Annotated in this window: 22 protein-coding genes and 1 pseudogene; 16 read left to right on the top strand and 7 right to left on the bottom strand. The window is 55.8% G+C overall.

Annotated features, from left to right (window positions below):
* Nucleotides 1-171: 171 nt before the first annotated feature.
* From DVA44_RS12315 to DVA44_RS12275, 8 genes are all read left to right on the top strand, one after another.
* Nucleotides 172-1,176, top strand: coding sequence for a diguanylate cyclase (locus DVA44_RS12315; protein WP_371413808.1), 1,005 nt, complete (start codon nt 172-174; stop codon nt 1,174-1,176).
* Nucleotides 1,177-1,207: 31 nt separating this feature from the next.
* Nucleotides 1,208-2,173, top strand: a complete 966-nt coding sequence (locus DVA44_RS12310) for a sensor domain-containing diguanylate cyclase (RefSeq protein ID WP_114387095.1) — start codon at nt 1,208-1,210, stop codon at nt 2,171-2,173.
* Between the two features lie 166 nt (nt 2,174-2,339).
* Nucleotides 2,340-3,791: a tagaturonate reductase gene (locus DVA44_RS12305; RefSeq protein ID WP_114387094.1), complete on the top strand. Its 1,452-nt coding sequence runs from the start codon at nt 2,340-2,342 to the stop codon at nt 3,789-3,791.
* 232 nt (nt 3,792-4,023) lie between these two features.
* A complete protein-coding gene (locus tag DVA44_RS12300; RefSeq protein WP_114387093.1) occupies nt 4,024-4,938 on the top strand; it encodes a bestrophin family protein in 915 nt (304 codons plus the stop codon).
* Nucleotides 4,939-5,089: 151 nt separating this feature from the next.
* Complete coding sequence (locus DVA44_RS12295) at nt 5,090-6,085, top strand: alpha/beta fold hydrolase (protein ID WP_114387092.1); 996 nt, start codon at nt 5,090-5,092, stop codon at nt 6,083-6,085.
* Nucleotides 6,086-6,133: 48 nt separating this feature from the next.
* On the top strand, nt 6,134-6,874 hold the full coding sequence (locus DVA44_RS12290; RefSeq protein ID WP_114387091.1) for a response regulator: 741 nt from the start codon (nt 6,134-6,136) through the stop codon (nt 6,872-6,874).
* A complete protein-coding gene (locus DVA44_RS12285) occupies nt 6,871-8,172 on the top strand; it encodes an ATP-binding protein (protein WP_114387090.1) in 1,302 nt (433 codons plus the stop codon). The genes DVA44_RS12290 and DVA44_RS12285 overlap by 4 nt, the downstream gene beginning before the upstream one ends.
* A 528-nt stretch (nt 8,173-8,700) precedes the next feature.
* The gene (locus DVA44_RS12275; RefSeq protein WP_114388414.1) at nt 8,701-9,891 is read left to right on the top strand and encodes a cytochrome c biogenesis protein/redoxin; all 1,191 of its coding nucleotides are present in this window, start codon (nt 8,701-8,703) and stop codon (nt 9,889-9,891) included.
* On the opposite strand, the gene tam is transcribed toward DVA44_RS12275, so the two are convergent.
* Complete coding sequence (gene tam / locus DVA44_RS12270) at nt 9,892-10,650, bottom strand: trans-aconitate 2-methyltransferase (protein ID WP_114387089.1); 759 nt, start codon at nt 10,648-10,650, stop codon at nt 9,892-9,894. It lies immediately after the preceding gene.
* A gap of 87 nt (nt 10,651-10,737) precedes the next feature.
* Nucleotides 10,738-11,322 (bottom strand): NUDIX domain-containing protein, encoded by a 585-nt coding sequence (locus tag DVA44_RS12265; RefSeq protein ID WP_114387088.1) that lies wholly within the window; start codon nt 11,320-11,322, stop codon nt 10,738-10,740.
* An 86-nt stretch (nt 11,323-11,408) separates the two neighbouring features.
* Here DVA44_RS12265 and DVA44_RS12260 point away from each other — a divergent pair, with 86 nt between their 5' ends.
* From DVA44_RS12260 to DVA44_RS12230, 7 genes are all read left to right on the top strand, one after another.
* The gene (locus DVA44_RS12260) at nt 11,409-12,164 is read left to right on the top strand and encodes a DeoR/GlpR family DNA-binding transcription regulator (RefSeq protein ID WP_114387087.1); all 756 of its coding nucleotides are present in this window, start codon (nt 11,409-11,411) and stop codon (nt 12,162-12,164) included.
* A gap of 82 nt (nt 12,165-12,246) precedes the next feature.
* Entirely contained in the window at nt 12,247-12,588 is a 342-nt protein-coding gene (locus tag DVA44_RS12255; RefSeq protein ID WP_103824417.1) for a hypothetical protein, read from the top strand.
* 151 nt (nt 12,589-12,739) lie between these two features.
* Nucleotides 12,740-13,042, top strand: a complete 303-nt coding sequence (locus DVA44_RS12250) for a metalloregulator ArsR/SmtB family transcription factor (protein ID WP_327061351.1) — start codon at nt 12,740-12,742, stop codon at nt 13,040-13,042.
* Nucleotides 13,032-13,463: a YeeE/YedE family protein gene (locus tag DVA44_RS12245; protein ID WP_114387086.1), complete on the top strand. Its 432-nt coding sequence runs from the start codon at nt 13,032-13,034 to the stop codon at nt 13,461-13,463. The genes DVA44_RS12250 and DVA44_RS12245 overlap by 11 nt, the downstream gene beginning before the upstream one ends.
* Before the next feature lie 9 nt (nt 13,464-13,472).
* Complete coding sequence (locus DVA44_RS12240) at nt 13,473-13,886, top strand: DUF6691 family protein (protein ID WP_114387085.1); 414 nt, start codon at nt 13,473-13,475, stop codon at nt 13,884-13,886.
* 88 nt (nt 13,887-13,974) lie between these two features.
* Nucleotides 13,975-14,610, top strand: coding sequence for a glutaredoxin 2 (gene grxB / locus DVA44_RS12235; protein ID WP_114387084.1), 636 nt, complete (start codon nt 13,975-13,977; stop codon nt 14,608-14,610).
* Nucleotides 14,611-14,721: 111 nt separating this feature from the next.
* The gene (locus tag DVA44_RS12230) at nt 14,722-15,039 is read left to right on the top strand and encodes a YebG family protein (protein ID WP_103824413.1); all 318 of its coding nucleotides are present in this window, start codon (nt 14,722-14,724) and stop codon (nt 15,037-15,039) included.
* 174 nt (nt 15,040-15,213) lie between these two features.
* Here DVA44_RS12230 and catA read toward each other — a convergent pair whose 3' ends face one another.
* Nucleotides 15,214-15,876: a type A chloramphenicol O-acetyltransferase gene (gene catA / locus DVA44_RS12225; RefSeq protein ID WP_114387083.1), complete on the bottom strand. Its 663-nt coding sequence runs from the start codon at nt 15,874-15,876 to the stop codon at nt 15,214-15,216.
* A 177-nt stretch (nt 15,877-16,053) separates the two neighbouring features.
* Nucleotides 16,054-17,010, bottom strand: a complete 957-nt coding sequence (locus tag DVA44_RS12220) for a sensor domain-containing diguanylate cyclase (protein ID WP_114387082.1) — start codon at nt 17,008-17,010, stop codon at nt 16,054-16,056.
* 131 nt (nt 17,011-17,141) lie between these two features.
* On the opposite strand from DVA44_RS12220, the pseudogene DVA44_RS26015 reads away from it, so the two are divergent.
* Nucleotides 17,142-17,278, top strand: a pseudogene (locus DVA44_RS26015) (AbrB/MazE/SpoVT family DNA-binding domain-containing protein); the annotation flags it as partial.
* Nucleotides 17,279-17,451: 173 nt separating this feature from the next.
* Here DVA44_RS26015 and DVA44_RS26245 read toward each other — a convergent pair.
* The 3 genes from DVA44_RS26245 to DVA44_RS12210 all read right to left on the bottom strand — a co-directional run bounded on the left by DVA44_RS26245 (nt 17,452) and on the right by DVA44_RS12210 (nt 20,938).
* Nucleotides 17,452-17,847: an alpha/beta fold hydrolase gene (locus DVA44_RS26245; RefSeq protein WP_371413867.1), complete on the bottom strand. Its 396-nt coding sequence runs from the start codon at nt 17,845-17,847 to the stop codon at nt 17,452-17,454.
* An 89-nt stretch (nt 17,848-17,936) separates the two neighbouring features.
* Nucleotides 17,937-18,359: a hypothetical protein gene (locus tag DVA44_RS25685; RefSeq protein ID WP_168194438.1), complete on the bottom strand. Its 423-nt coding sequence runs from the start codon at nt 18,357-18,359 to the stop codon at nt 17,937-17,939.
* 35 nt (nt 18,360-18,394) lie between these two features.
* Nucleotides 18,395-20,938 carry an excinuclease ABC subunit UvrA gene (locus tag DVA44_RS12210; protein WP_168194483.1) on the bottom strand — a complete coding sequence of 848 codons (2,544 nt, stop codon included), beginning with the start codon at nt 20,936-20,938 and terminating at the stop codon, nt 18,395-18,397.
* Nucleotides 20,939-21,122: the final 184 nt, after the last annotated feature.

Here is a 21,122-nt window from a genome sequence, read left to right as displayed (position 1 = left end):
GACGCCCTTTACCATATATTCACGAAACTGATAAATGCCTTGATACAAAAATTCAACGTCAATAATATAAAAGGGTGATTATATCGGAAAAATCGTGTGATGAACGGAACTGACAGACTCAGTAAATCCCCTCGCGTGCCTGGCAGTCGGTTTATCAAACGCATGTATCTGATGCGAATGCTTGGAACCTTCCTCTGCTTTATTCCTATTCTCTCTGTCCTGCTGGAACAGCAACGTTCCGTCTGGCTTATGGGATTGCTGGCCATCAACGCCTTTGTCTGGCCAACTTTGGCCTGGTGGCGCGCCCGGTGTTCTTCGACGCCGCTCCTTACCGAACATCAGAACCTGGTTTTAGACGCCGGGGCAGGCGGCTTCTGGATCGCCATGATGGCGGTCAATCCGCTGCCTTCCGTCGCCATTGCCACTATCTTACTTGCTGACCGGCTGGCGGCGGGTGGCTTTCCGTTGATGAAAAAGGCCGGGGCGGTGATGGTGGCGGTCTTTATGGGGAGCTGGCTGTCGCAGGGAATGGCGCTGGTGCCGTGGGTGTCGCAGCGCACCCTCTATGCCACGCTGCCGTTGATTGCTATCTATACCGTGGCGCTGAGCGTGCTCACCAACAGTATCGCCATGCGGCTGCGCTTCAAATCGCGCGAGCTGGAGCGCATTGCGATGATGGACCCGCTGCTGGACATTGCCAACCGGCGTCTGCTGGAGGAGCGTATCGATCATGAGCTGCATAAACTGCAGCAAACCTGCCACGATTCGGCGCTGATGTTTATCGATATCGATAACTTTAAAGAGGTCAACGATCGCTACGGCCACAAGGTAGGGGATATGCTGTTGGTGACAGTGTCACAAATTTTGCATATCGCCAGCCGTCAGAGCGACACCCCGGCGCGACTGGGTGGGGACGAGTTTGTGATCCTGCTGCCCGATACTACCCTCGACGAAGCGCGAGTGGTCGCTACCCGCATTATGGATGCGGCAGCGGTTATCGGTGACGTCGCGGAAGAAGCAGTCCATTGCACAATGAGTATTGGCATTGCCTGCGCCACCCGGGAGATGGGAAATGTTACAGACTGGTTACAGGCTGCCGACGCCGCACTGTATCAGGCTAAACGCGATGGTAAAAAATCGCATTTTTGCCCACTGACCCGCCTCAGGATGCGCTAAGCTTTTAAAAAGCCTGACGTACGGAGCCCGTATGAAATCACCCTCACTACCCACCAATGAAGCAAAGCGTCTCAGTGCCTTGCGTGAATCCGGGCTGCTTGAACCAGAAGATCACCCGACTTACACGCGCATTACCCGGCTGGCAAGACGCGTGTTTGGCGTGCCGGTGGCGATGATCAACCTGGTTGACGAGCACGTTGTGGTCGTTAAATCCACCGATGGCGGCGACCCGACCAACCTGCCGCGAAATCTCTCGTTTTGCGGCCATACCGTCCTTAGCGATGCACCGCTGGTGATCCCCGATACTCTGGACGATACCCGCTTTGCTGATAACCCTCTGGTCACCGACGACGATCCTATCCGCTTTTACGCGGGTTATCCGCTGCGCCTGCCCGGTGGGGCCACGGTGGGATCGCTCTGTATTATCGATCACTATCCACGGCCTTTTTCGCCTTCTGACATTGAGGCGCTGGCCGATCTGGCGGCACTGGTGGAAGCGGAGTTTGCCGCCGCCAGCGCCAGTATCACTGACCCGCTGACCGGGCTCTACAACCGCCGGGGCTTTCATCATCTGGCGACCTATGCCATTCGCGCTGCCCGCCGTCGGGCTGAGCCTTTAACCCTGGCCTGGCTGGATCTCGATCGCTTTAAGCAGATAAACGCCCGCTATGGCCGCACAGATGGCGACAACGCCCTGAAGGCGATGGCCGGTCTGCTGAGCTCCACTTTTCGTGAAGCCGACGTGCTGTCGCGCTACGGCGGAGATGAGTTTGCCATTCTGTTTGCCAACAGCGACGAAAAGGGGGCATGGATCGCCATGCAGTTTCTTACCGAACAGGCGGCGAACTGGAACGAGCATGCCGAATATCCGTGGGCGCTCTCCTTTTCCTGGGGCGTGCGCGAGTTCGATCACGACCGCGACGATCTCAAGAGCTGGCTGGCCACTGCCGACCAGATGATGTACTCCATGAAACAGCAGCGAGGTACCGGATGTTGAGAAGGGAGAAGTAAAACCCGCAGGCGTTCTGGTCTACAAATTCATATAGATCCTGTCACAATTCACACCGGAATTGATCAAAACAGGGGTTCGTGGTCGTAAAGTTTGATAAGTTATCGTACCAATCTTATCAGGCTGTATGACTAATCATTACAAGGACCCCATTGTGAACACACTAAACCGTCGTGATTTCCCCGGTGCTCTCTATCCTGAACGTATCATCCAGTTTGGTGAGGGCAACTTCCTGCGCGCGTTTATTGACTGGCAGATCGATCTGCTTAACGAGCATACCGACCTGAATGCCGGTATCGCGATTGTGCGCCCCATCAAAAGCGATTTTCCGCCTTCGCTGAGCACTCAGGACGGCCTGTATACCACCATCATTCGCGGCCTGAACGAGCAGGGCGAAGCGGTCAGCGACGCGCGTCTTATCCGCTCGGTGAACCGTGAGATTAGCGTTTACGATCAGTACGATGAATTCCTGAAGCTGGCGCATAACCCGGAGATGCGCTTTGTCTTCTCTAACACCACGGAAGCGGGGATAAGCTATCACGCCGGGGATAAGTTTGAGGATGCGCCTGCGGTCAGCTATCCGGCAAAACTGACCCGCCTGCTGTTCGAGCGTTTCAGCCATTTCAACGGTGCCGCCGATAAAGGTTGGGTGATCGTGCCGTGCGAATTAATTGACTACAACGGTGACGCCCTGCGTGATCTGGTGCTGCGCTATGCCCAGGAGTGGGCGCTGCCTGCGGCCTTTATCCAGTGGCTCAACGATGCCAACACCTTCTGTTCTACCCTGGTGGACCGTATTGTCACCGGCTATCCGCGCGATGAAGTGGCTGAGCTTGAAGCCTCTCTGGGCTATCACGATGCCTTCCTCGATACCGCTGAACATTTCTATCTGTTTGTGATCCAGGGGCCTAAATCGCTGGCGCAGGAGCTGCGTCTCGATAAGCTGGCGCTGAACGTGCTGATTGTTGATGACATCAAGCCATACAAAGAGCGCAAAGTGGCGATCCTCAACGGCGCACATACCGCGCTGGTGCCGGTGGCGTTCCAGGCGGGGCTGGATACCGTGGGTGAAGCGATGAACGACACCGAAATCTGCGCCTTTGTCGAAAAAGCGATTCATGAAGAGATTATTCCGGTGCTGGATCTGCCGCGGGATGAGCTGGCCTCGTTTGCCAGCGCGGTAACGGGCCGTTTCCGCAATCCTTATATCAAGCATCAGCTGTTGTCGATTGCCCTGAACGGCATGACCAAGTACCGCACCCGCATTCTGCCGCAGCTTCTGGCGGGGCAGCAGGCCAGCGGTAAACTCCCGGCGCGCCTGACCTTTGCGCTGGCGGCCCTGATCGCCTTCTACCGTGCGGAACGTAACGGCGAAAGTTATCCGGTGCAGGATGACGCGCACTGGTTAACCCGTTTCCAGCAGCTGTGGACGCAGCATCATGACCAGCAGATCAGCACGCGTGAGCTGGTGACAGCGGTGCTGAGCGTCAGCGAGCACTGGGAGCAGGACCTGACCCAGGTGAGCGGGCTGGTAGAACAGGTTGCGCAGGATCTGGATGCCATTCTGCATCATGGCATGCGCGCCGCCGTCAAACCACTCTGCTAAGCCATTGAGCCTCCCTCTCTCCTGACGGGAGAGGGGGAATGCCCGCATCGGTTATCCTGACCGGTTATTTGCTTTAGTTACAACATACTTTAATCCCTTCTTCTTTTCCCAAAATGAAACACCGTGCGGTCTGAACAGGCTTAGCAAAACGACAGCATTTTTTAACATACTTGCAACCGTGATAACGATCACGTTTAATAGTCACCGCTCTTTTTTCCCGATGAAGCTGACTATGATCGTTCGACCCCAACAGCACTGGTTGCGTCTTATTTTTGTCTGGCACGGTTCCGTGCTGACCAAAATCTTTTCCCGCCTGTTCCTCAACTTTTTGCTCTCCATCGTGGTGATCCTGATGTTGCCCTGGTATACCTCGCTGGGCATCCGGTTGACGGTCGCGCCGTTCAGCATTCTTGGGGTCGCCATCGCAATCTTCCTCGGTTTTCGAAACAACGCCTGTTACGCCCGCTATGTTGAGGCGCGACAGCTGTGGGGGCAGTTGATGATTGCCTCGCGCTCCCTGTTCCGGGAAGTGAAAAACACGCTGCCGGAAGATCCAGCGTTAGGGGAGTTTGTCCGCCTGCAGATCGCCTTTGCCCACTGTCTGCGCATGACCCTGCGCAAACAACCCCAGGCTGGCCAGCTCTCAAAATACCTGTCAGCAGAGAATCTGCGGGCGGCGATGGACTCCAGCTCCCCGGCGAACCGCATCCTGCTGATTATGGGGGAGTGGCTGGCGGTAAGACGCCGCAATGGTGAACTGTCGGATATCCTGTTTCACAGCCTGAATATTCGCCTGAATGATATGTCCACCGTGCTGGCGGGCTGCGAGCGGATCGCCAATACCCCGGTGCCGTTTGCCTACACGCTGATCCTGCACCGTACGGTCTACCTGTTCTGTATCATGCTGCCGTTCGCGCTGGTCAGCGATCTGCACTACATGACGCCGTTCATCTCGGTATTGATTTCCTATACCTTTATCTCGCTCGATACCCTGGCGGAAGAGCTGGAAGAGCCGTTCGGCGTCGAGAATAACGACCTGCCGCTGGATGCCATCTGCAATGCGATGGAGATTGATTTGCTGCAGATGAACGACGAGCAGGAGATCCCGGCGCGCAAATTGCCGGACAAGTATTACCAGCTGACGTAATTTCTCGGGTCATCAGGCCGACTTTTGTATCGCAGTGTATCTGCGCGCGAGCGCGATACACCGCCTTGCAAAACGGCCAAATCTGCACACATTCGCCATACATCAGGGTGATGAGATAAGCGGGTCGAATACCTGACCCGGAGAAATCACCATGATGAACAAACTGGCTTACTCAACCCTGGCCTTAACCCTCTCATTCGCCACCGTATCCGCCTGTCAGGCCGAGGCGGCGGGCAGTGACTATCACGCGGCCTTTAAGCAGATCCACCAGATTGACGCAGGCGATCTGAATATTGGCTATGTCGATATCGGGCCGAAAAATGGCGAACCGGTGATCCTGCTGCACGGCTGGCCGTATGATATTCAGAGCTATGCCCAGGTGGCTCCCGCGCTGGCGGCAAAAGGCTACAGAGTGATCGTCCCGTACAACCGCGGTTTTGGCACCACGCGTTTCCTGTCGTCTACCACCCCGCGTAATGGCCAACCGGCGGCTATGGCGAAAGATGTGATTAACCTGATGGACGCCCTGAAAATCAAACGCGCGGTCTTTGCCGGTTACGACTGGGGCGCGAGAACGGCGGATATTGTGGCGGCGCTGTGGCCTGAGCGCGTGAAATCGCTGGTTTCGGTGAGCGGGTATCTGATTGGCAATCAGCAGGCGGGGGCGAAACCGTTGCCGCCGAAGGCCGAATTGCAGTGGTGGTATCAGTTCTACTTCGCCACCGAGCGTGGTGAGAAGGGGTATGCGGCCAACACCCACGACTTTGCGAAACTGATCTGGACTCTGGCATCCCCCGGCTGGAAATTCAGCGATGCGACCTTTAACGTCAGCGCCAAAGCGCTCGATAACCCGGACCACGTGGCGGTGACCATCAGCAACTATCGCTGGCGTCTGGGGCTGGAGCGGGGTGAAAGCCGTTACGACAGCTATGAGCAGAAGCTGGCGGCCGCACCGACCATCAGCGTGCCCACCATCACCATCGAAGGTGATAACAATGGCGCACCGCATCCGGAGCCTGCGGCGTATGCGGCAAAATTCACCGGCAAGTATCAGCATCGCACCTTTACCGGCAATATCGGCCACAATCCGGCCCAGGAAGATCCGCAGGATTTCGTCAAAGCGGTGGTGGATGCGGACAAGTTATAAGCCAGCTATGCTATTTTTTTGCCCATCGCTGAAAAACAGGAGCTTAGGGTGGAGACAACCGATCACATTCTTGTCGTGGATGATGACAGAGATATACGCGAGCTGATCGTCGATTACCTGGTGAAGTCTGGCTATCGCGCCACGGGTGCGGCCAACGGCAAGGAGATGCGCGCCGTGCTCGACAGGCAGGCCGTGGATATGGTGGTGCTGGATATCATGATGCCGGGGGACGATGGCCTCACGCTTTGTCGCCAGCTGCGCAGCGGTCAACATAAGGATCTGCCGATTTTGATGCTGACCGCGCGCCATGACGATATGGATCGCATTCTGGGCCTCGAGATGGGAGCAGACGACTATGTGGTTAAACCCTTTGTGGCGCGTGAGCTGCTGGCGCGGATCAAAGCGATACTGCGCCGGTTTCGCACGCTGCCGCCCAATCTGCAGGTGACCGAAGCCGGGCGGATCATCGCCTTTGGCGACTGGCAGCTCGACACCAGCGCCCGTCATCTGCTGGATGCTACCGGCACCATCGTGGCGTTGAGCGGGGCGGAGTACCGTCTGCTGCGGGTATTTGTCGATCATCCTCAGCGCGTATTAACCCGCGATCAGCTGCTTAACTTCACCCAAGGGCGGGATGCAGAGCTGTTTGAACGTTCAATCGATCTCCTGGTCAGCCGGGTGCGCCAGCGCTTAAATGAGGATGCGCGTACACCACTGTATATAAAAACAGTACGTAGTGAAGGCTATGTCTTTTCGATGCCCGTCAGCATTATCGAGGCCAAAGAATGAGGCTCTGGCCGCGCTCGCTCCATTACCGCCTGCTGCTGATTGTCCTGCTGGGGTTGCTGCTCGCCAATGGTCTGAGCCTGACGCTGGTGCTGGCCGAGCGCATGAGCAGCGCCCGGCACGTGATGCTCGGCAATCTGGAAGATGATGTTTCCACCAGCGTGGCGATTCTGGATCGACTGCCGGCAAACGAGCGGGCGCAGTGGCTCCCGCGTCTTGAGAGGGGCAACTATCGGTATCTGTTGGGGCCAGGTGAGCCGGGGGCGCCTCCGGCGGATGCCCGTTCACGGGATGCAGTCCGGACCCTGACGGAAACGCTCGCGACCCACTATCCGCTGCGCTTCACGGCGGTGCCGGGGCCGGTTTCGCACATTCAGGCCCACCTGACGCTAAGCGACGGCTCGCCGCTGACGCTGGATCTCACCCCCCGCATGCCCCCGGTCGCCCGCTGGCTGCCGGTGGTCTTTGTGATCCAGCTTTTGTTGGTGGTGATCTGCGCCTGGCTGGCGGTGCGCCAGGTGGTGCGGCCCTTTACTCACTTTACCCAGGCGGTGGACACGCTCGAACCCACCAGCCCCAATCCGCTGACGCTCACCGAACAGGGGCCGCTGGAGGTGCGTCAGGCGGCGCGCGCCTTTAATGCCATGCAGGCGCGGATCCAGGCGTCGCTGAAGGAGAGGGCGCAGATTCTGGCGGCTATTTCGCACGATCTCCAGACGCCCATTACCCGTATGCGCCTGCGCGTGGAGATGGCCGACCAGCCGGATCTGCGCGACAAACTTACCCAGGACCTGGACAGCATGACGCGCCTGGTGCGCGAGGGGATAGACTACGCGCGCTCGTCCGGCGTGGCGCCTGAACCGGTTCGTAATGTCGATCTTTATACCTTTATTGATACGCTGGTCTGTGACTACAGCGATACCGGCAAAGACGTGCAGTTCTCAGCGGCGAGAACGCACGTGCCTTTTGCAACCCGTCCGCAGGCGCTGCACCGGATCCTCACCAATCTGCTGGATAACGCTCTGAAGTTTGGCGATAAGGCAGAGGTGACGCTGACGACAGATGATAACAGGGTGCAGATTGCCGTGGAGGATAACGGGCCGGGTATTCCGGAGCATGAGCTGGCGGCGGTGTTGCAGCCGTTTTACCGGGTGGAGTCTTCCCGTAACCGGGAAACCGGGGGGACGGGGCTGGGGCTGGCGATAGCGTTACAGCTTACGGGGCAGTTGAATGGGGAGTTGCAGTTGGTGAACCGGGCTGAAGGGGGGTTATCGGCTCGGATCATGTTGCCGGTGGGGTGAGGCAGGGCATGTGGCTTCAGAGGGGGTTCCGTTCACTATACGTTCGTTGCTTCTCTGTAAACCACGTCACCGGTGAACGTGTTAAGGGGGCTATCGCCGCCCCCTTAACAATCCCGGCTCCCGGCAAGAAAATCGCCGCTTCGCGGTGCCCTCAGCTTATTCCCTCCGGCTATCGGGTCGGGGGCGATCCTACATCCCTGTAGGTCGCCCCCTCTCGGCGCATCCCTGCGCCTCGCCCCGGCCTGCGGTCAACGCTTCGGCGATTATCAGCCGGACCAGGGAGTCGCTGTAATTTTTCTCTTTATATCAAACTTCTTCAGCGCTGATTTTTTGATTTTGTAGGCCGGGTAAGGCAACGCCGCCACCCGGCAATACCGCACGGTGCCCATAATTCCTCGCCATTTGTACCGCCATGTATCCACCTGCCGCCCAGGTACACTCCCTGACAAAAAAGCCCATTCCCCCACACACCGCAAACACATCCCCACGCTGTAATGGCCTCACTATCAACTGGTAAGTGAGGTGTTTATGTTTCTCGTGATCGCATTTTTAGGCGGCATGGTCAGTCTGCTCAGCCCCTGCACGCTTCCTGTTATTCCTCTGCTGTTCGCCGGTTTTCGCGACCAGCGGCGTCAGCTTGTCGCTATGCTGTGCGGTATGGTGATGATGTTTACCCTGGTCGCCAGCCTGATCGCCGTCGCCAGTGACTGGGTGGTCAGCGCCACCATCGTGGGACGCTGGGTGGCGCTGGTGCTGCTGAGTCTCGCCGCCCTGGCGTTGATCTTCCCATCTTTTGCACAGCGCATCACCGGACCAGCGTTACGCCTCGGCAATGTGATCAATTCCCGGAGCAACACGACCCGCGGCTTAGCCTCGGCGGTGCTCGCCGGGCTGGCGGTCGGGCTGCTGTGGTCGCCCTGCGCCGGTCCGGTGTTAGGGGCTATTCTCAGCCTGAGTCTCGCGGGACATAACCCGATTGCTACCGGCAGCCTGCTGGCAGCCTATGGCAGCGGTTGTGCAGTGATGCTCGCGCTGCTTGGCTTCAGTGGGCAGGCGCTTATCGCCCGCCTGAAAGCCAAATCGGGCCTGATGGAGGGGCTGCGAAAAACCGCGGGGGTGATGATGCTGATGTCCGTCGCGTTTACGGCGTTTGGTCTGAACAGCGTCTTTCAGGGGGCAAACGGGCTGGCCGACCGGCTGGAGAAAACGCTGCTGCAACTGGCGCCGGGGAGCCAGACTCCGCCGACGCTTCAGCCGGTGGCACAGCCAGTCACCACCAGCGCGATGCCCTCTCTGGAAGGGGGTACCGGATGGCTCAATGGTGAGCCGGTTAGCCCGGCGTCGTTAAAAGGCAAAGTGGTGTTGATCGACTTCTGGACCTGGGACTGCATTAACTGTCAGCACTCGCTGCCGTACGTTCGCGACTGGGCCAACAAATATTCGTCACAGGGTCTGGTGGTGATCGGCGTCCATACCCCGGAATATCCGTGGGAGAAACCGCTGGCCTCGGTGCAAAAAGCCATTAACAAATGGCAGCTGCCGTACCGGGTGGTGACTGACAATAACTATAAAATCTGGACTGCCTTTGGCAATCGCTACTGGCCTGCGCACTACTTCTTCGATGCCAAAGGGCAACTGCGTTACGCCTCTTTCGGCGAAGGCAATACTGACAAGCAGGAGCAGGTGATCCAGCAGCTCCTGAAAGAGGCAAAAGCGTAGCTACGGTGCGCGTCGGGCGATGATAAACAGTCGCGGAAAGGCCAGCAGTATCTGCCCGTTTTCCTGGAGCGGATACTGCTCCTCCAGCAACTGATGATAGCGATGCAGATAGCGCTGCTGCTCATTCTCATTGAGATCCTGTAACCACGGACGCAGGCCGGTGGCGCTTACCCAGTCGACTATCGCCTGGTGGGAGGCCATCTGGTGATAATAGGTCGTACGCCAGATATCCACCTCGCAGCCCGCCTCGGTCAGGATATCGTAATAGGCATGGACGCCGGGGAGCGCTGCCCGGCCGCGATCCGGATAATCCTGTTCAAACGCCACCTCACGCATCAGCACGTGGGTGGGCTCCAGGTCGTTATCCGGCATCTGGATAGCCAGTACGCCGTACAGTTTCAGCATTGAGACCAGATGCGGCAGCAGTTCATAGTGATTCTCTACCCACTGCAATGAAGCATTGGCGTAAACCACGTTCAGGGTGCGTTCGGGACGGTAGTGGCGAATATCTGCCTCAATAAACCGACACCCTGGCAGGGCGGCTCTGGCTTCTGTGAGCATGGCGGGCGAGGTATCGACGCCGGTTATCTGCGCCGTGGGCCAGCGCTGCTGCAAAAGCGCCGTGCTGTTGCCCGGTCCGCAGCCGAGATCGACCACATCGGTAACGTTATCCAGCGCAATCCGGGACAGCAACTCTAAGGCGGGGCGGGTGCGTTCCGCGCCATATTGCAGATACAGGCCAGGGTTCCAGTCGGTCATGCGGGCATCTCCAGTTTGCTCTTTTCTGAAGTGTAGATGATGAGGTTTCAGACATGACAGAAATCCCTTTCTGTCGGTGCGCGGATGTTAGACGATCTTCTTCAGGGCAACGTGATAAAGCAGCATGATGGTTTTGCCGTCGACGATAGTGCCGTCATCAATAGCCCTGAGGGCCTGTTCAATGGGCCATTCCAGCACTTCGATATCTTCACCTTCGGCCTCGATACCGCCCCCTGCGCCGGTGCGATCCGCAGCGTGATATTCCGCGATGTAGAAGTAGAGCTTCTCGGTGACGGAGCCGGGGCTCATAAAGGCTTCGAACACCTTCTCCACCTGGTCAATCTGGTAGCCGGTCTCTTCTTCCACTTCGGCTTTAATGCGCTTTTCCGGGGCCATGTTATCAAGCAGGCCTGCGGCAGTTTCGATCAGGTAACCGTCGTGACCGTTTATATAGACCGGAAAACGAAACTGGCGGGTGAGGATCACCGTTTTTTTCTCGCGGTTATAGAGCAGGATGGTTGCACCATTTCCCCGATCGTAGGCTTCGCGGTTCTGACGCTGCCACTCCCCGTTGCGACGGCGCAAATCGAAGGTATATTTTTTGAGTGTGTACCAGTCATCTGACAGCGTTTTGCTGTCGAGAATGCGTACTTCTGCACGAGTTGATTGCACGATGCCTCCTGTATAGGTAGAGTGACCATCATAGTCTGCACGTTCGTGCAATATCAAGATCAAACATGCAACCTCAGGAATCTCTCATGCTCACCCGTCAACGCAAACAGCTGATCCTTGAAAAACTGAATACCGAAGGAGAGGTGCTCTCTAAAACCCTCAGCATCGAATTTCAGGTGTCGGAAGATACCATTCGCCGGGATCTGCGCGAGCTGGCAGCCGAGGGGCGTTTACAGCGGGTGCATGGCGGCGCGCTGCCGGCATCAAAAGCGGTATCCAGCTTTGCCGAGCGCAGCCACCTTGGCATCGACGCCAAAAAGCGGGTGGCGCAGAAGGGGGTTGAGCTTATCTCGCCGGGACAGGTGGTGATCATTGATGGCGGGACGACCACGACCGAGCTGGTTCGCTGCTTGCCGACGGATCTCTCCTTTACGGCGGTCACCCACAGTCCCGGTATTGCGTTGGCGCTGGTGGACCATCCCCGGGTTGAGGTGATCCTGATTGGCGGGCGTTTGTTCCGCCACTCTATCGTCACGGTGGGAGCCGCCGCGATTGAGGGTATCGAACGTATCCATGCAGATCTCTTTTTCATGGGGGTAACCGGTATTCATCCGGAAGCGGGGTTAACCACCGGTGATTATGAAGAAGCGTGCATCAAACGCGCATTTTCCGGCAGGGCCGCCGAAACGGTGGTACTGGCGTCGCCGGAGAAGATTAATACCGCTTCACCCTTCCTGATTGGCGAGCTTTCGCTTATCAATACCGTGGTGGTTGAACCGGATACCGACAGTCGCTGGGTTGAGGCGGTGGTCGGGCAGGGCGTGTCGGTTGTTAAAGCGTGACGCGAAAATGCTAATCGCAGGAAGAGCGCAGCCGTATAAGCTACGCTTTTGCAGTAACCTGTTCATTACTAAGGACTACGTGATGCTGCAAAAAATCAGCCTTATATCCCTTGCCTGTTTACTCTTCACCGGCTGTATGTCCATGTCCGGTGAGGGCACTTCGCCCGAAGAGAAGAAGTTTCGTAAAGTCGAGGCCGCGGCGAAAGAGTGCGCCGAGATTGTGAAAAACCAGACTATCGAACTCACTGCCGAGGGCAAAGACGCCGACACCCGCTGGACGACCATCGACTATGTGGGGCCCGATCAGCGTACCCGCACCGTAGAATATCGTACCTCGTCGGTGCTGGATAACGGCGAACCGGGTAGAGCGTGGCAAACCTGTATGTCGGATAAAAAAGCGCTGGTGCCTGAGCTGAAATTATAAGGTCAGGCCACCTGGGAAAGAAAAACTACCGGCTGCCATCTGCCGGTTTTTTTGCTATGCGTCCCGGCAAACAATATACTAAAATACATTATATAAATATGTATATTGATGGATGCATATCGTGACTACAAATAGCGATATTCAGGATGCAATGAAACAGGCGGCACTGGGGGCTGCGGAGCTTTTGCGCGGTTTGTCTAATGCGGACAGACTCCTGTTGATGTGTCAGTTAAGTCAGGGGGAAGCGAACGTTGCGCAGCTTGAAGAGGCGGTGGGGATCCGTCAGCCTACGCTGTCCCAGCAGCTGGGGGTGTTGCGGCGTTTAAAGCTGGTGGAGACCCGACGTACAGGTAAACAGATTTTCTACCGGATTGAGGATCCGCGGATCTTCACGCTGCTCAACACCCTATATGACCTCTATTGCCCACAGAAAGGTGTCGATCATGAGCGTTGATTTCTCTCACTTTACGCCACTGAGTAGCCTCGCAGGCGGGGTATTAATCGGGCTTGCCGCCATACTGCTGATTCACTTCTGCGGGCGAATCGCCGGGATCAGCGGCATTGTGGCGGGGATGCTGACGAAACAGACCCGTAAAGAGGGGTGGCGGATAGCCTTTTTAATCGGTCTTATCGGTTCACCTCTGCTGTTCAGCCTTTTCTTTCCCTTACCTGAGATAACGGTTCATACCTCGTGGCCGCTAATTATCGTGGCGGGCCTGCTGGTGGGAGCCGGGACGCGTCTGGGATCCGGGTGTACCAGTGGGCATGGCGTCTGCGGGCTGTCGCGTTTTTCCAGACGCTCCCTGGCGGCCACGCTGACCTTTATGGCTGTCGGCATTGTTACCGCAACGTTGACCGGTTTCTGGCTCGGTTAAGGAGGAGATATGTTAATGGTCATTGCCGCGTTTCTGTGTGGCCTGATTTTTGGCGTGGGTTTGCTGATAAGCGGGATGGCAAATCCCGATAAGGTGCTTGGCTTTCTGAATCTCTCTCAGCCCTGGGATCCCTCTCTTGCCTTCGTGATGCTTGGGGCGATTGCGGTGGGGATAGTCGGCTTCAGGTTAGCTAAAGGCAGACAAACGTCGTTTTGCGGGGCGCCGATCCGACTGCCGGAGAATAACACCGTAGACCGCGCGCTGCTGGTGGGCGCCATCCTGTTCGGCCTGGGTTGGGGACTGGCGGGTATTTGTCCCGGACCGGCGCTGGTCTTACTGGGGGCGGGCGCAGGGAAGGGTGTGCTGTTTGTGTTGTCGATGCTGGCCGGAATGTGGATCGTGAACAAAGCCCGGCCAGCCTAAAAAATTAGGCTGGAAACCTTGACCCGATTTGCCCGATCCTGTCAGGTAATTCATCCCATCATCCATCTGTTTAGAGAAAGAGAGCGCTATGAAACTCTATTTGTATGAGCATTGCCCGTTCTGTATCCGCGCGAGAATGATCTTTGGTATTAAAAAGGTGCCCTTCGAGCTGGGCGTGATAATGGAAGGGGATGTCGAAACGCCAACCCGTATGGTGGGCAGAAAGGTCGTGCCGATCCTGCAAAAAGAAGAGGGCGTTTACATGCCGGAAAGCATGGATATCGTCCATTATGTCGATGAGCTTAATGGTGCGCCGGTCATCAAAGGTGAATGCGATCCCCTGATTGAGGCCTGGTGCAAAGAGAACACGCGCACCGTCTTTAACCTGGCGATCCCACGTTTTACCCGGGCGGATTTTAAAGAGTTGTCCACCCCAGCCGCGCGCGAAGCCTATACCCAGCGTGAGATAAAAGCGTTTGGCGATCTGGAGGCGTTAATGGCCAATAGCCAGGCCTTTATCGATACGCTGGTGGATGAGCTGGCTAAAATCGAGCCCTATCTGCGTGCCAGACACCCGATAAGCATCACCGATTTTTATCTTTTCCCGGTGCTGAACTCGCTGACGATTGTGAAAGGCTTCCCGTATCCGGACTACCTGAGCGACTATCTGGACCACGTTGCGACATCCTGTAAAGTACCGCTGTTTACCGATAAGGCATTGTAATTGAAGGGGGCTCGCCCCCTGAACATAAGCAAGTTTATCCAGCGCATTTTTGGCTGCAACACAAACAAGGAAGTGCTATACTGTATATAATTACAGTATAGGGGGTGCATAATGGCTGTTGAAACAAAATATGTTGTCGTAAGAAAAGGTGAAGAGAAAATGACATTTGCCAGTAAGAAAGAGGCTGACGCTCACGACAAATTGCTCGACCTCGCAGAAGCGTTCACCGACTGGCTGGTGCAAAGTGACATGCAGATGGATGAAACGCAGGCTGAAAATCTGGGGCTCTATCTCGCCGAGCAGAAAGAGGCCGTGCAGCATATTCTGCGTACCAGCAAACTTCCCGATCTCAATGCCGCAACAGCAGCAGAGAAAGCAGCGTCAGATGAAAGTAGCAGTAAAAAAATCAGAGCAGTCAAAGCTGCCTGATCAATACATCATCGCTGATCCTGTCGCCGCGAGTGGGAAACTGCTCGCGGTTTTTTTTGCCATATGCCCGGCTCAGGTGGGCGGATGTGGTGAGGAAGGCAGGAAACAGGCAGGGCATTAACGTAATCGTCATCGCTGATGCCTGTTCCTCGCTTAACAATACAAGTGGCCCGTTTAAGCACGGTGCGGTAAGTCGCTCATTATCTCTTGTATTTCATTAAACAGTCTTGCCAGATGGAAACCATCGCAAACGGAATGATGGACCTGAACGGCGAGCGGCAACAAGGTCTTTCCATCCTGTTCGTAGTATTTGCCAAAGGTGAACATGGGCGCGAAAAAGTTCTTCATGTTTGCAACGTTGACATTGAAACTGGTAAACGTTACCCAGGGAATAGCCGACACGAAAAATATATTGTCCGGTGACTCGCCCTTAGGCCAGTAAGAAAGGTTATTCCCGTAGCGTGCAACATCCTCAGAATAGGTTTTTTGGAAGCGCTCCATATTGCCATCGTAATGACTCCATAATGATGAAAACGTCTCCGTTTCATTATGAAAAATGGTGTAGCTTGGATAAACTTCCTTCCATATAACCAGCTCATCGTCTTTCATGGCCATACGAAACTCGGTATGCCTGTTTACGACTTCAGAAATGATGGAGATGATAGTAGGGTAAAACTTCCAGCCCACGTCTTTAATATGTTTCAGCAGATCGGTGATGTCTAAATTAACAGTCTGGTTAATGGTGCTCTGAGCAAAAGACTGAAATACTGCAAAATGCTCCTTCCTGGCCCAACGAGATAAGTCAACAGGCGTATAGTCTGGGATTGTTTTTTTCATTTTTAACCCTTTGATTAGCGATGTAATCCTGCGTTCAGCGTAAGATTTTCCATGATAAACCAGCATATCTCATTATCACGCTGATATGCATCGGTAAAGTGAGGCTGACTGCCAGTTACGTTAAGAAGAGCGGTGACTGCGACGGTACCTTAAACATTGCTGCGCAAAGCGCTCCTCTTAAAGCTGTTTCCTGCGCTTCACTGAGTACATCACTTCGTCACTTTTTTTGATCATTTCGTCAAGCGACGAATACTGGCCCTGATCATTGTGCAGAATGCCAGAAGAGTAATTGATATTGTACGGTTTACCTGATTTTTGGTTGTAATCGTCAACCCCCCGACGAAGCGCATGCAAAAAATCCTCCGTACTGCTCCGGGTGGTAATGAGCACGGCGAATTCGTCTCCACCCAGCCGACCGGCAATATCGCCGGGCTTCAGGAACTGAAACAACAGTCCTGAGAAGACTTTCAGAACCTCATCGCCTTCAGCATGCCCCCAAAGATCGTTGATAGGTTTGAATTTATCCAGATCAAAAAAGATAAGGCTGAACGGTGTATTACGCTCAGTGAGGGCGCGGAACCGTTTATCTCCTGTCCGGTAAAAACCCCGCCGATTAGCTATTCCGGTCAGACTGTCGGTCATCGCCATGCCGATGACCTGAAATTCATCCTCAACAATGAAGGCCAGATCCTTGAGTGAAGCAATATCCTCGTCGTTAAAGCTACGAGGGATGGTATGAATGAGGCAAAGCGTACCTGCCACTTTTCCGTCAGGCAGATGCACCGGGTAGCCAGCGTAAAATCTGATGTAAGGTTCACCGGTGACCAGGGGATTATCATGAAAACGCTCATCAACAGATGCATCGTTAACGATAAAAGCGCCATCCTGCAAAATGGCATGCCCACAGAACGAGATATTACGTGGCGTTTCCCGGACACCGAGACCCTCGCATGCAATCAACCATTGTCGCTCGCGATCCAGCAGGCTTATCAGGACCACAGGTACCTGAAAGATACGCCTGGCAAGCCGGGTAAGACGCTCAAAACGCTCATCGTCTCTGGTATCAAGCAGGTCTGCGAGATAAAGCGACTTTAGTCTTTCTTCTTCATTTTCCGGTATGCCGGGGAATTTCATAGAACCTCAATTACTTATGCGCGTTTTGATGTTTTCATCTACACCACAATATTCTTTAGCTGAGTATAGGATAAGCAGAAACTAGCCGCCTGTCTGGACACTGACATCTGTTTCTGTCGGGCCTTGTCAGCTTGAGAACCGTATCCATTTTTAAAAATGGCAACAACCGCGCCATCTGCTTGTTCCGCGAAATGGATTTTGAGGGGGGGGCGAATTGGAGATCATCAGAAAAAGGTACAGCATCATTCTGCGCCCCGTCCGGCCGACCTGAGAATCGTTCGCGAAGATAGAGAAAACGCCCGCCTTTACCACAGGCGGACGATCTCTCTTCTGTTTATTTCGAAGGCAGCTGACACTGTATACCCTGGCGGTTGCACCGCAAAAAAAAGTCCGGGACAGTGCCTCTGACGGGGAATGGCGTCAAAGACAGGACAAAGAGAATTATTTCGCGGCTTCCTCAATAAGTGTGGCTACGTCCTGAGGATGAGAAACCATTACGACATGGGATGCCCCTTTAATCACCACGGTGTGCTTTGATCCCGCGCGTTCAGCCATGAAACGCAAACTTTGGGCAGGGATATTTTTGTCGCTATCACCATAAATGAAGTAAGTGGGCACTGTTTTCCAGGCGGGGGCTCCCGATTTTTCAGTTAATGCTGCTTCGGTCACAGGTCGTTGTCCTGCCGCCATCAGCGCAGCTTTTTCAGCTGACACGTCATGAGCGAATTGCTGGTGGAACTTCGACTGCTCAATGGATAGATCGACGTTACCATCAGCCAGCTTAACCGGTGCGGAAAGCGCCTCGCCAAGAGTGCCACCGGGGAATTTCCCCGCCAGTTCAGCGGCAGCCTCACCCGTGTCAGGAGCAAATGCGGCGACATAAACCAGTGATTAAACATTTTTCGGATGCAGTTGCTGACATTAAATCATCCGTCGATAAGATCCGCGATCGGATACACCGTGCACAGAGACCGGACAAGTGATGTTTCATAGACCGGGACGTCGCGATGCCATCCCAGCTGCGTGCCGGGTAGGTATTCGGTGACGAGCAGATGGGAAATCGTCCCGTGCTCAATCCTCAGCCAGTCGGCGACGCGGTTTCGCAGCGGAACCAGACGTGCATCAAGCCTCGGACTGGGCTTGACGGTATGCGTATTGAAATCGTAAAGCCCGCCGAAGCTGAGAATACGGACCTTTGATTCATACTCTTTATACCGTGCAGGCAGGAGAGGCAGCGTGGCGATAATCTCCAGCAAACCTGTCTCTTCTTCCGGCGTGAGAAAGTCGGCCTGATAAATCAAGCCCGGAATGGAGGGTAACCCTTCGTCTGCAAACAAATCAAACTGCATGTATCCTCCGAAACCATCACTAAACCTGACCGGCGTTACTCGTCAGGATCGCCATTCCTTTTTTTTAGCCTGGCCGCAAGCCAGGGCGCGGTGAGGCTTTTCTTACTGCGGCTGACCTCTTCCGGCGTGCCGGCCGCAATGATACGTCCGCCGTTTTCGCCCGACCCGGGACCGAGATCGAGAACCCAGTCGGCTTCTGCGGCAATGCGCATATCGTGCTCCGCCATGACCACCGTATCGCCGCGCTGAACCAGACTGTCGAGGACCCGCATCAGCTTGTCCATATCCGCCGGATGCAGCCCCGTGGAGGGCTCGTCAAGCAGATAGAGTGTTTTACCCCGCTGTACGCGTTGCAATTCCCAGGCGAGCTTAATGCGCTGGCATTCGCCCCCGGATAGTTCGGTGGCGGGCTGCCCCAGTTTCAGGTAGCCGAGACCGAGCGAGGCAAGCGCGGCCAGGGAGCGCTGGATGGTGTCATTATGTCTGAACACCTCAACGGCTTCGTCTACGGTGAGATCCAGCACGTCCGCTATCGTTCTGTTATGCCAGCGGACCTGGAGCGTATCCTCATTGTAGCGCCGTCCGCCGCAGGCGGAGCAGGGCGCGCTTGCCTGGGGCATAAACATCAGTTCGATAGTGATCTGTCCCTGTCCGTCGCAGGCGGGGCAGCGGCCGGCGGGCAGGTTAAAGGAAAAGCGGCTGGCGTCAAAACTTCGCTTTTTGGCTTCGTCGGTATCGGCAAATAGCTTGCGCACGGTATCAAAGAAGCCGGTATAGGTCGCCAGGTTAGAGCGCGGCGTGCGCCCGATGGGTTTCTGGTCGATGCGGACCAGACGTTTCAGAGTAGTCCCGCCAGCCGTGATCTTACCCTGTACCTCCGGAACCAGGCTGTCTTCCTCTGACTCCTCATCCTCAGGGGTTTTGTCGAGTCGCTGAAGCAGCGCCGGGAGCACCCGGCCCAGAAGCGTGGACTTGCCCGAGCCGGATACGCCGGTGATGGCGGTCATCCGTTCAAGAGGGATGCGGAGATCCAGCCCGTGAATGTTATTGCAGGTGATTTGCTCAAGCTCCAGCCAGCGATCGGGAAGTCCACGCCGGCGCAGGCCCGGACGGTGTTTGTCGAAGAGGTAGCCTGCGGTAGGTGAGCGGGAAACCCGTGCCAGACCGGATGGCGCGCCGTTATAAACGATCTCACCGCCCAAGTGCCCGGGACCGGGCCCCACCTCCGTGAGCCAGTCGGCTTCGGCGATAACGTCCAGATTATGTTCGACAATAACCAGCGAGTTGCCAGCCTCCAGAAGCAGGCGCAGGGACTGGAGGAGGGCGCGAACATCTTCCGGATGCAGACCGGCTGCCGGCTCGTCGAGCACGTAGATCACGCCAAACAGGCGGGAGATAAGCTGCGTGGCCAGTCGGATACGCTGCAGCTCGCCGGACGAGAGCATGGTAGTCCGCCGACCGAGAGAGAGGTGGCCGAGGCCTAGCCTTTCGAGCTGGTCGAGGCGGCCGCAGATATCGGTCGTCATCCTGATGACGGCCTCCCGCAGCGCGGCTTCGCCAGGCATATGCGGCGAATGGCCTTCGGCAAAGGGTAAAAACAACCCCTTTAACTGCGTTATCGTCAGCTCACCCATTTCGGCAATGTTGTGGCCCGCAAAGGTGTAGGCCAGAGCATTGCGGTTAAGCCGCTTGCCATGGCATTCATTGCACGGCGCCACGGTGATGAAGCGGGTGAGGCGTTTTTTCACTGACTCCTTACCGCCCGAATAGCTTTGCAGAAGATATTTTCTGGCACTGGTATAGGTACCGGTATAGGCGGGCTCGGTGCCTGCCGCGATCGCCTCCTGGCGCTGCTCCGCATTTAGCCCCATAAAAATCGGCACTGACGGCTGTTCGTTGGTGAAGAGGATCCATTCCCGATCTTTTTCAGCCAGCGTATTCCACGGGGCATCGATGTCGTAGCCCAGCGAGTCAAGAATTGAGCGCAGGTTTTTTGCCTGCCAGCCGTTGGGCCAGGAGGCTATCGCCCCTTCGCGGATGCTAAGCGACCCGTCAGGAACAAGCGCGTCGGACTTCACTTCATGCACCATGCCCATGCCCTGACAGGCAGGGCAGGCGCCCTGAGGATTATTGGGCGAGAAGGCTTCTGCCGGCAGGAACGGGATGTCGGTGGGATGGATGCCAGCACGGGAAAAAAGCAGCCTGAGGGTGACGGAGATCCGCGTCAGGCTGCCAACCGTTGAGCGTTCCTGCGCGCCGGCCCGGCTCTGCTGCAGGGCTACGGCGGGCGGCAGCCCGTCTATGCCGTCCACGTCCGGTGCCGAAGCCTGCTCAATCAGGCGCCGCGCATGCGGCGCAACAGATTCCATAAACCGCCGCTGAGCCTCGGCGTAGAGTGTGTCGAACGCCAGGGAGGATTTACCCGATCCGGATATCCCGGTAAAAACCACCATGGCATCACGGGGAAAGGTGAAGGAAACGTCCCGGAGGTTATGCGTCCTGGCTCCGTGTACAGTGACGCCGGTACGGATATCCTCAGGCTGTACATTTATGCTTTGTGATGGTTTTTCTGATGACATTAGTTCCCCTGTTAATGCGTCAGTCTGTCGATATTATTAGTTTCGCCTTTCACGTAAGAGCTCCGCTCTGACTGAAAAGGGCCGGACAGACGGCATGAGAAAAGAACTTCAAGGTTAGTCCCGGGACGCGTATTGGACAATTGCCGGTTTCGGTAATTCAGTCGTGACGAAATGGAATGTCAGT

Origin of the sequence: Leclercia sp. W17, from assembly GCF_003336325.1 — a bacterium.
Taxonomy (GTDB): Bacteria; Pseudomonadota; Gammaproteobacteria; order Enterobacterales; family Enterobacteriaceae; genus Enterobacter.
The sequence above is the reverse complement of the archived record's forward strand: the minus strand, read 5'-3'. Positions and strand labels throughout refer to the sequence as shown.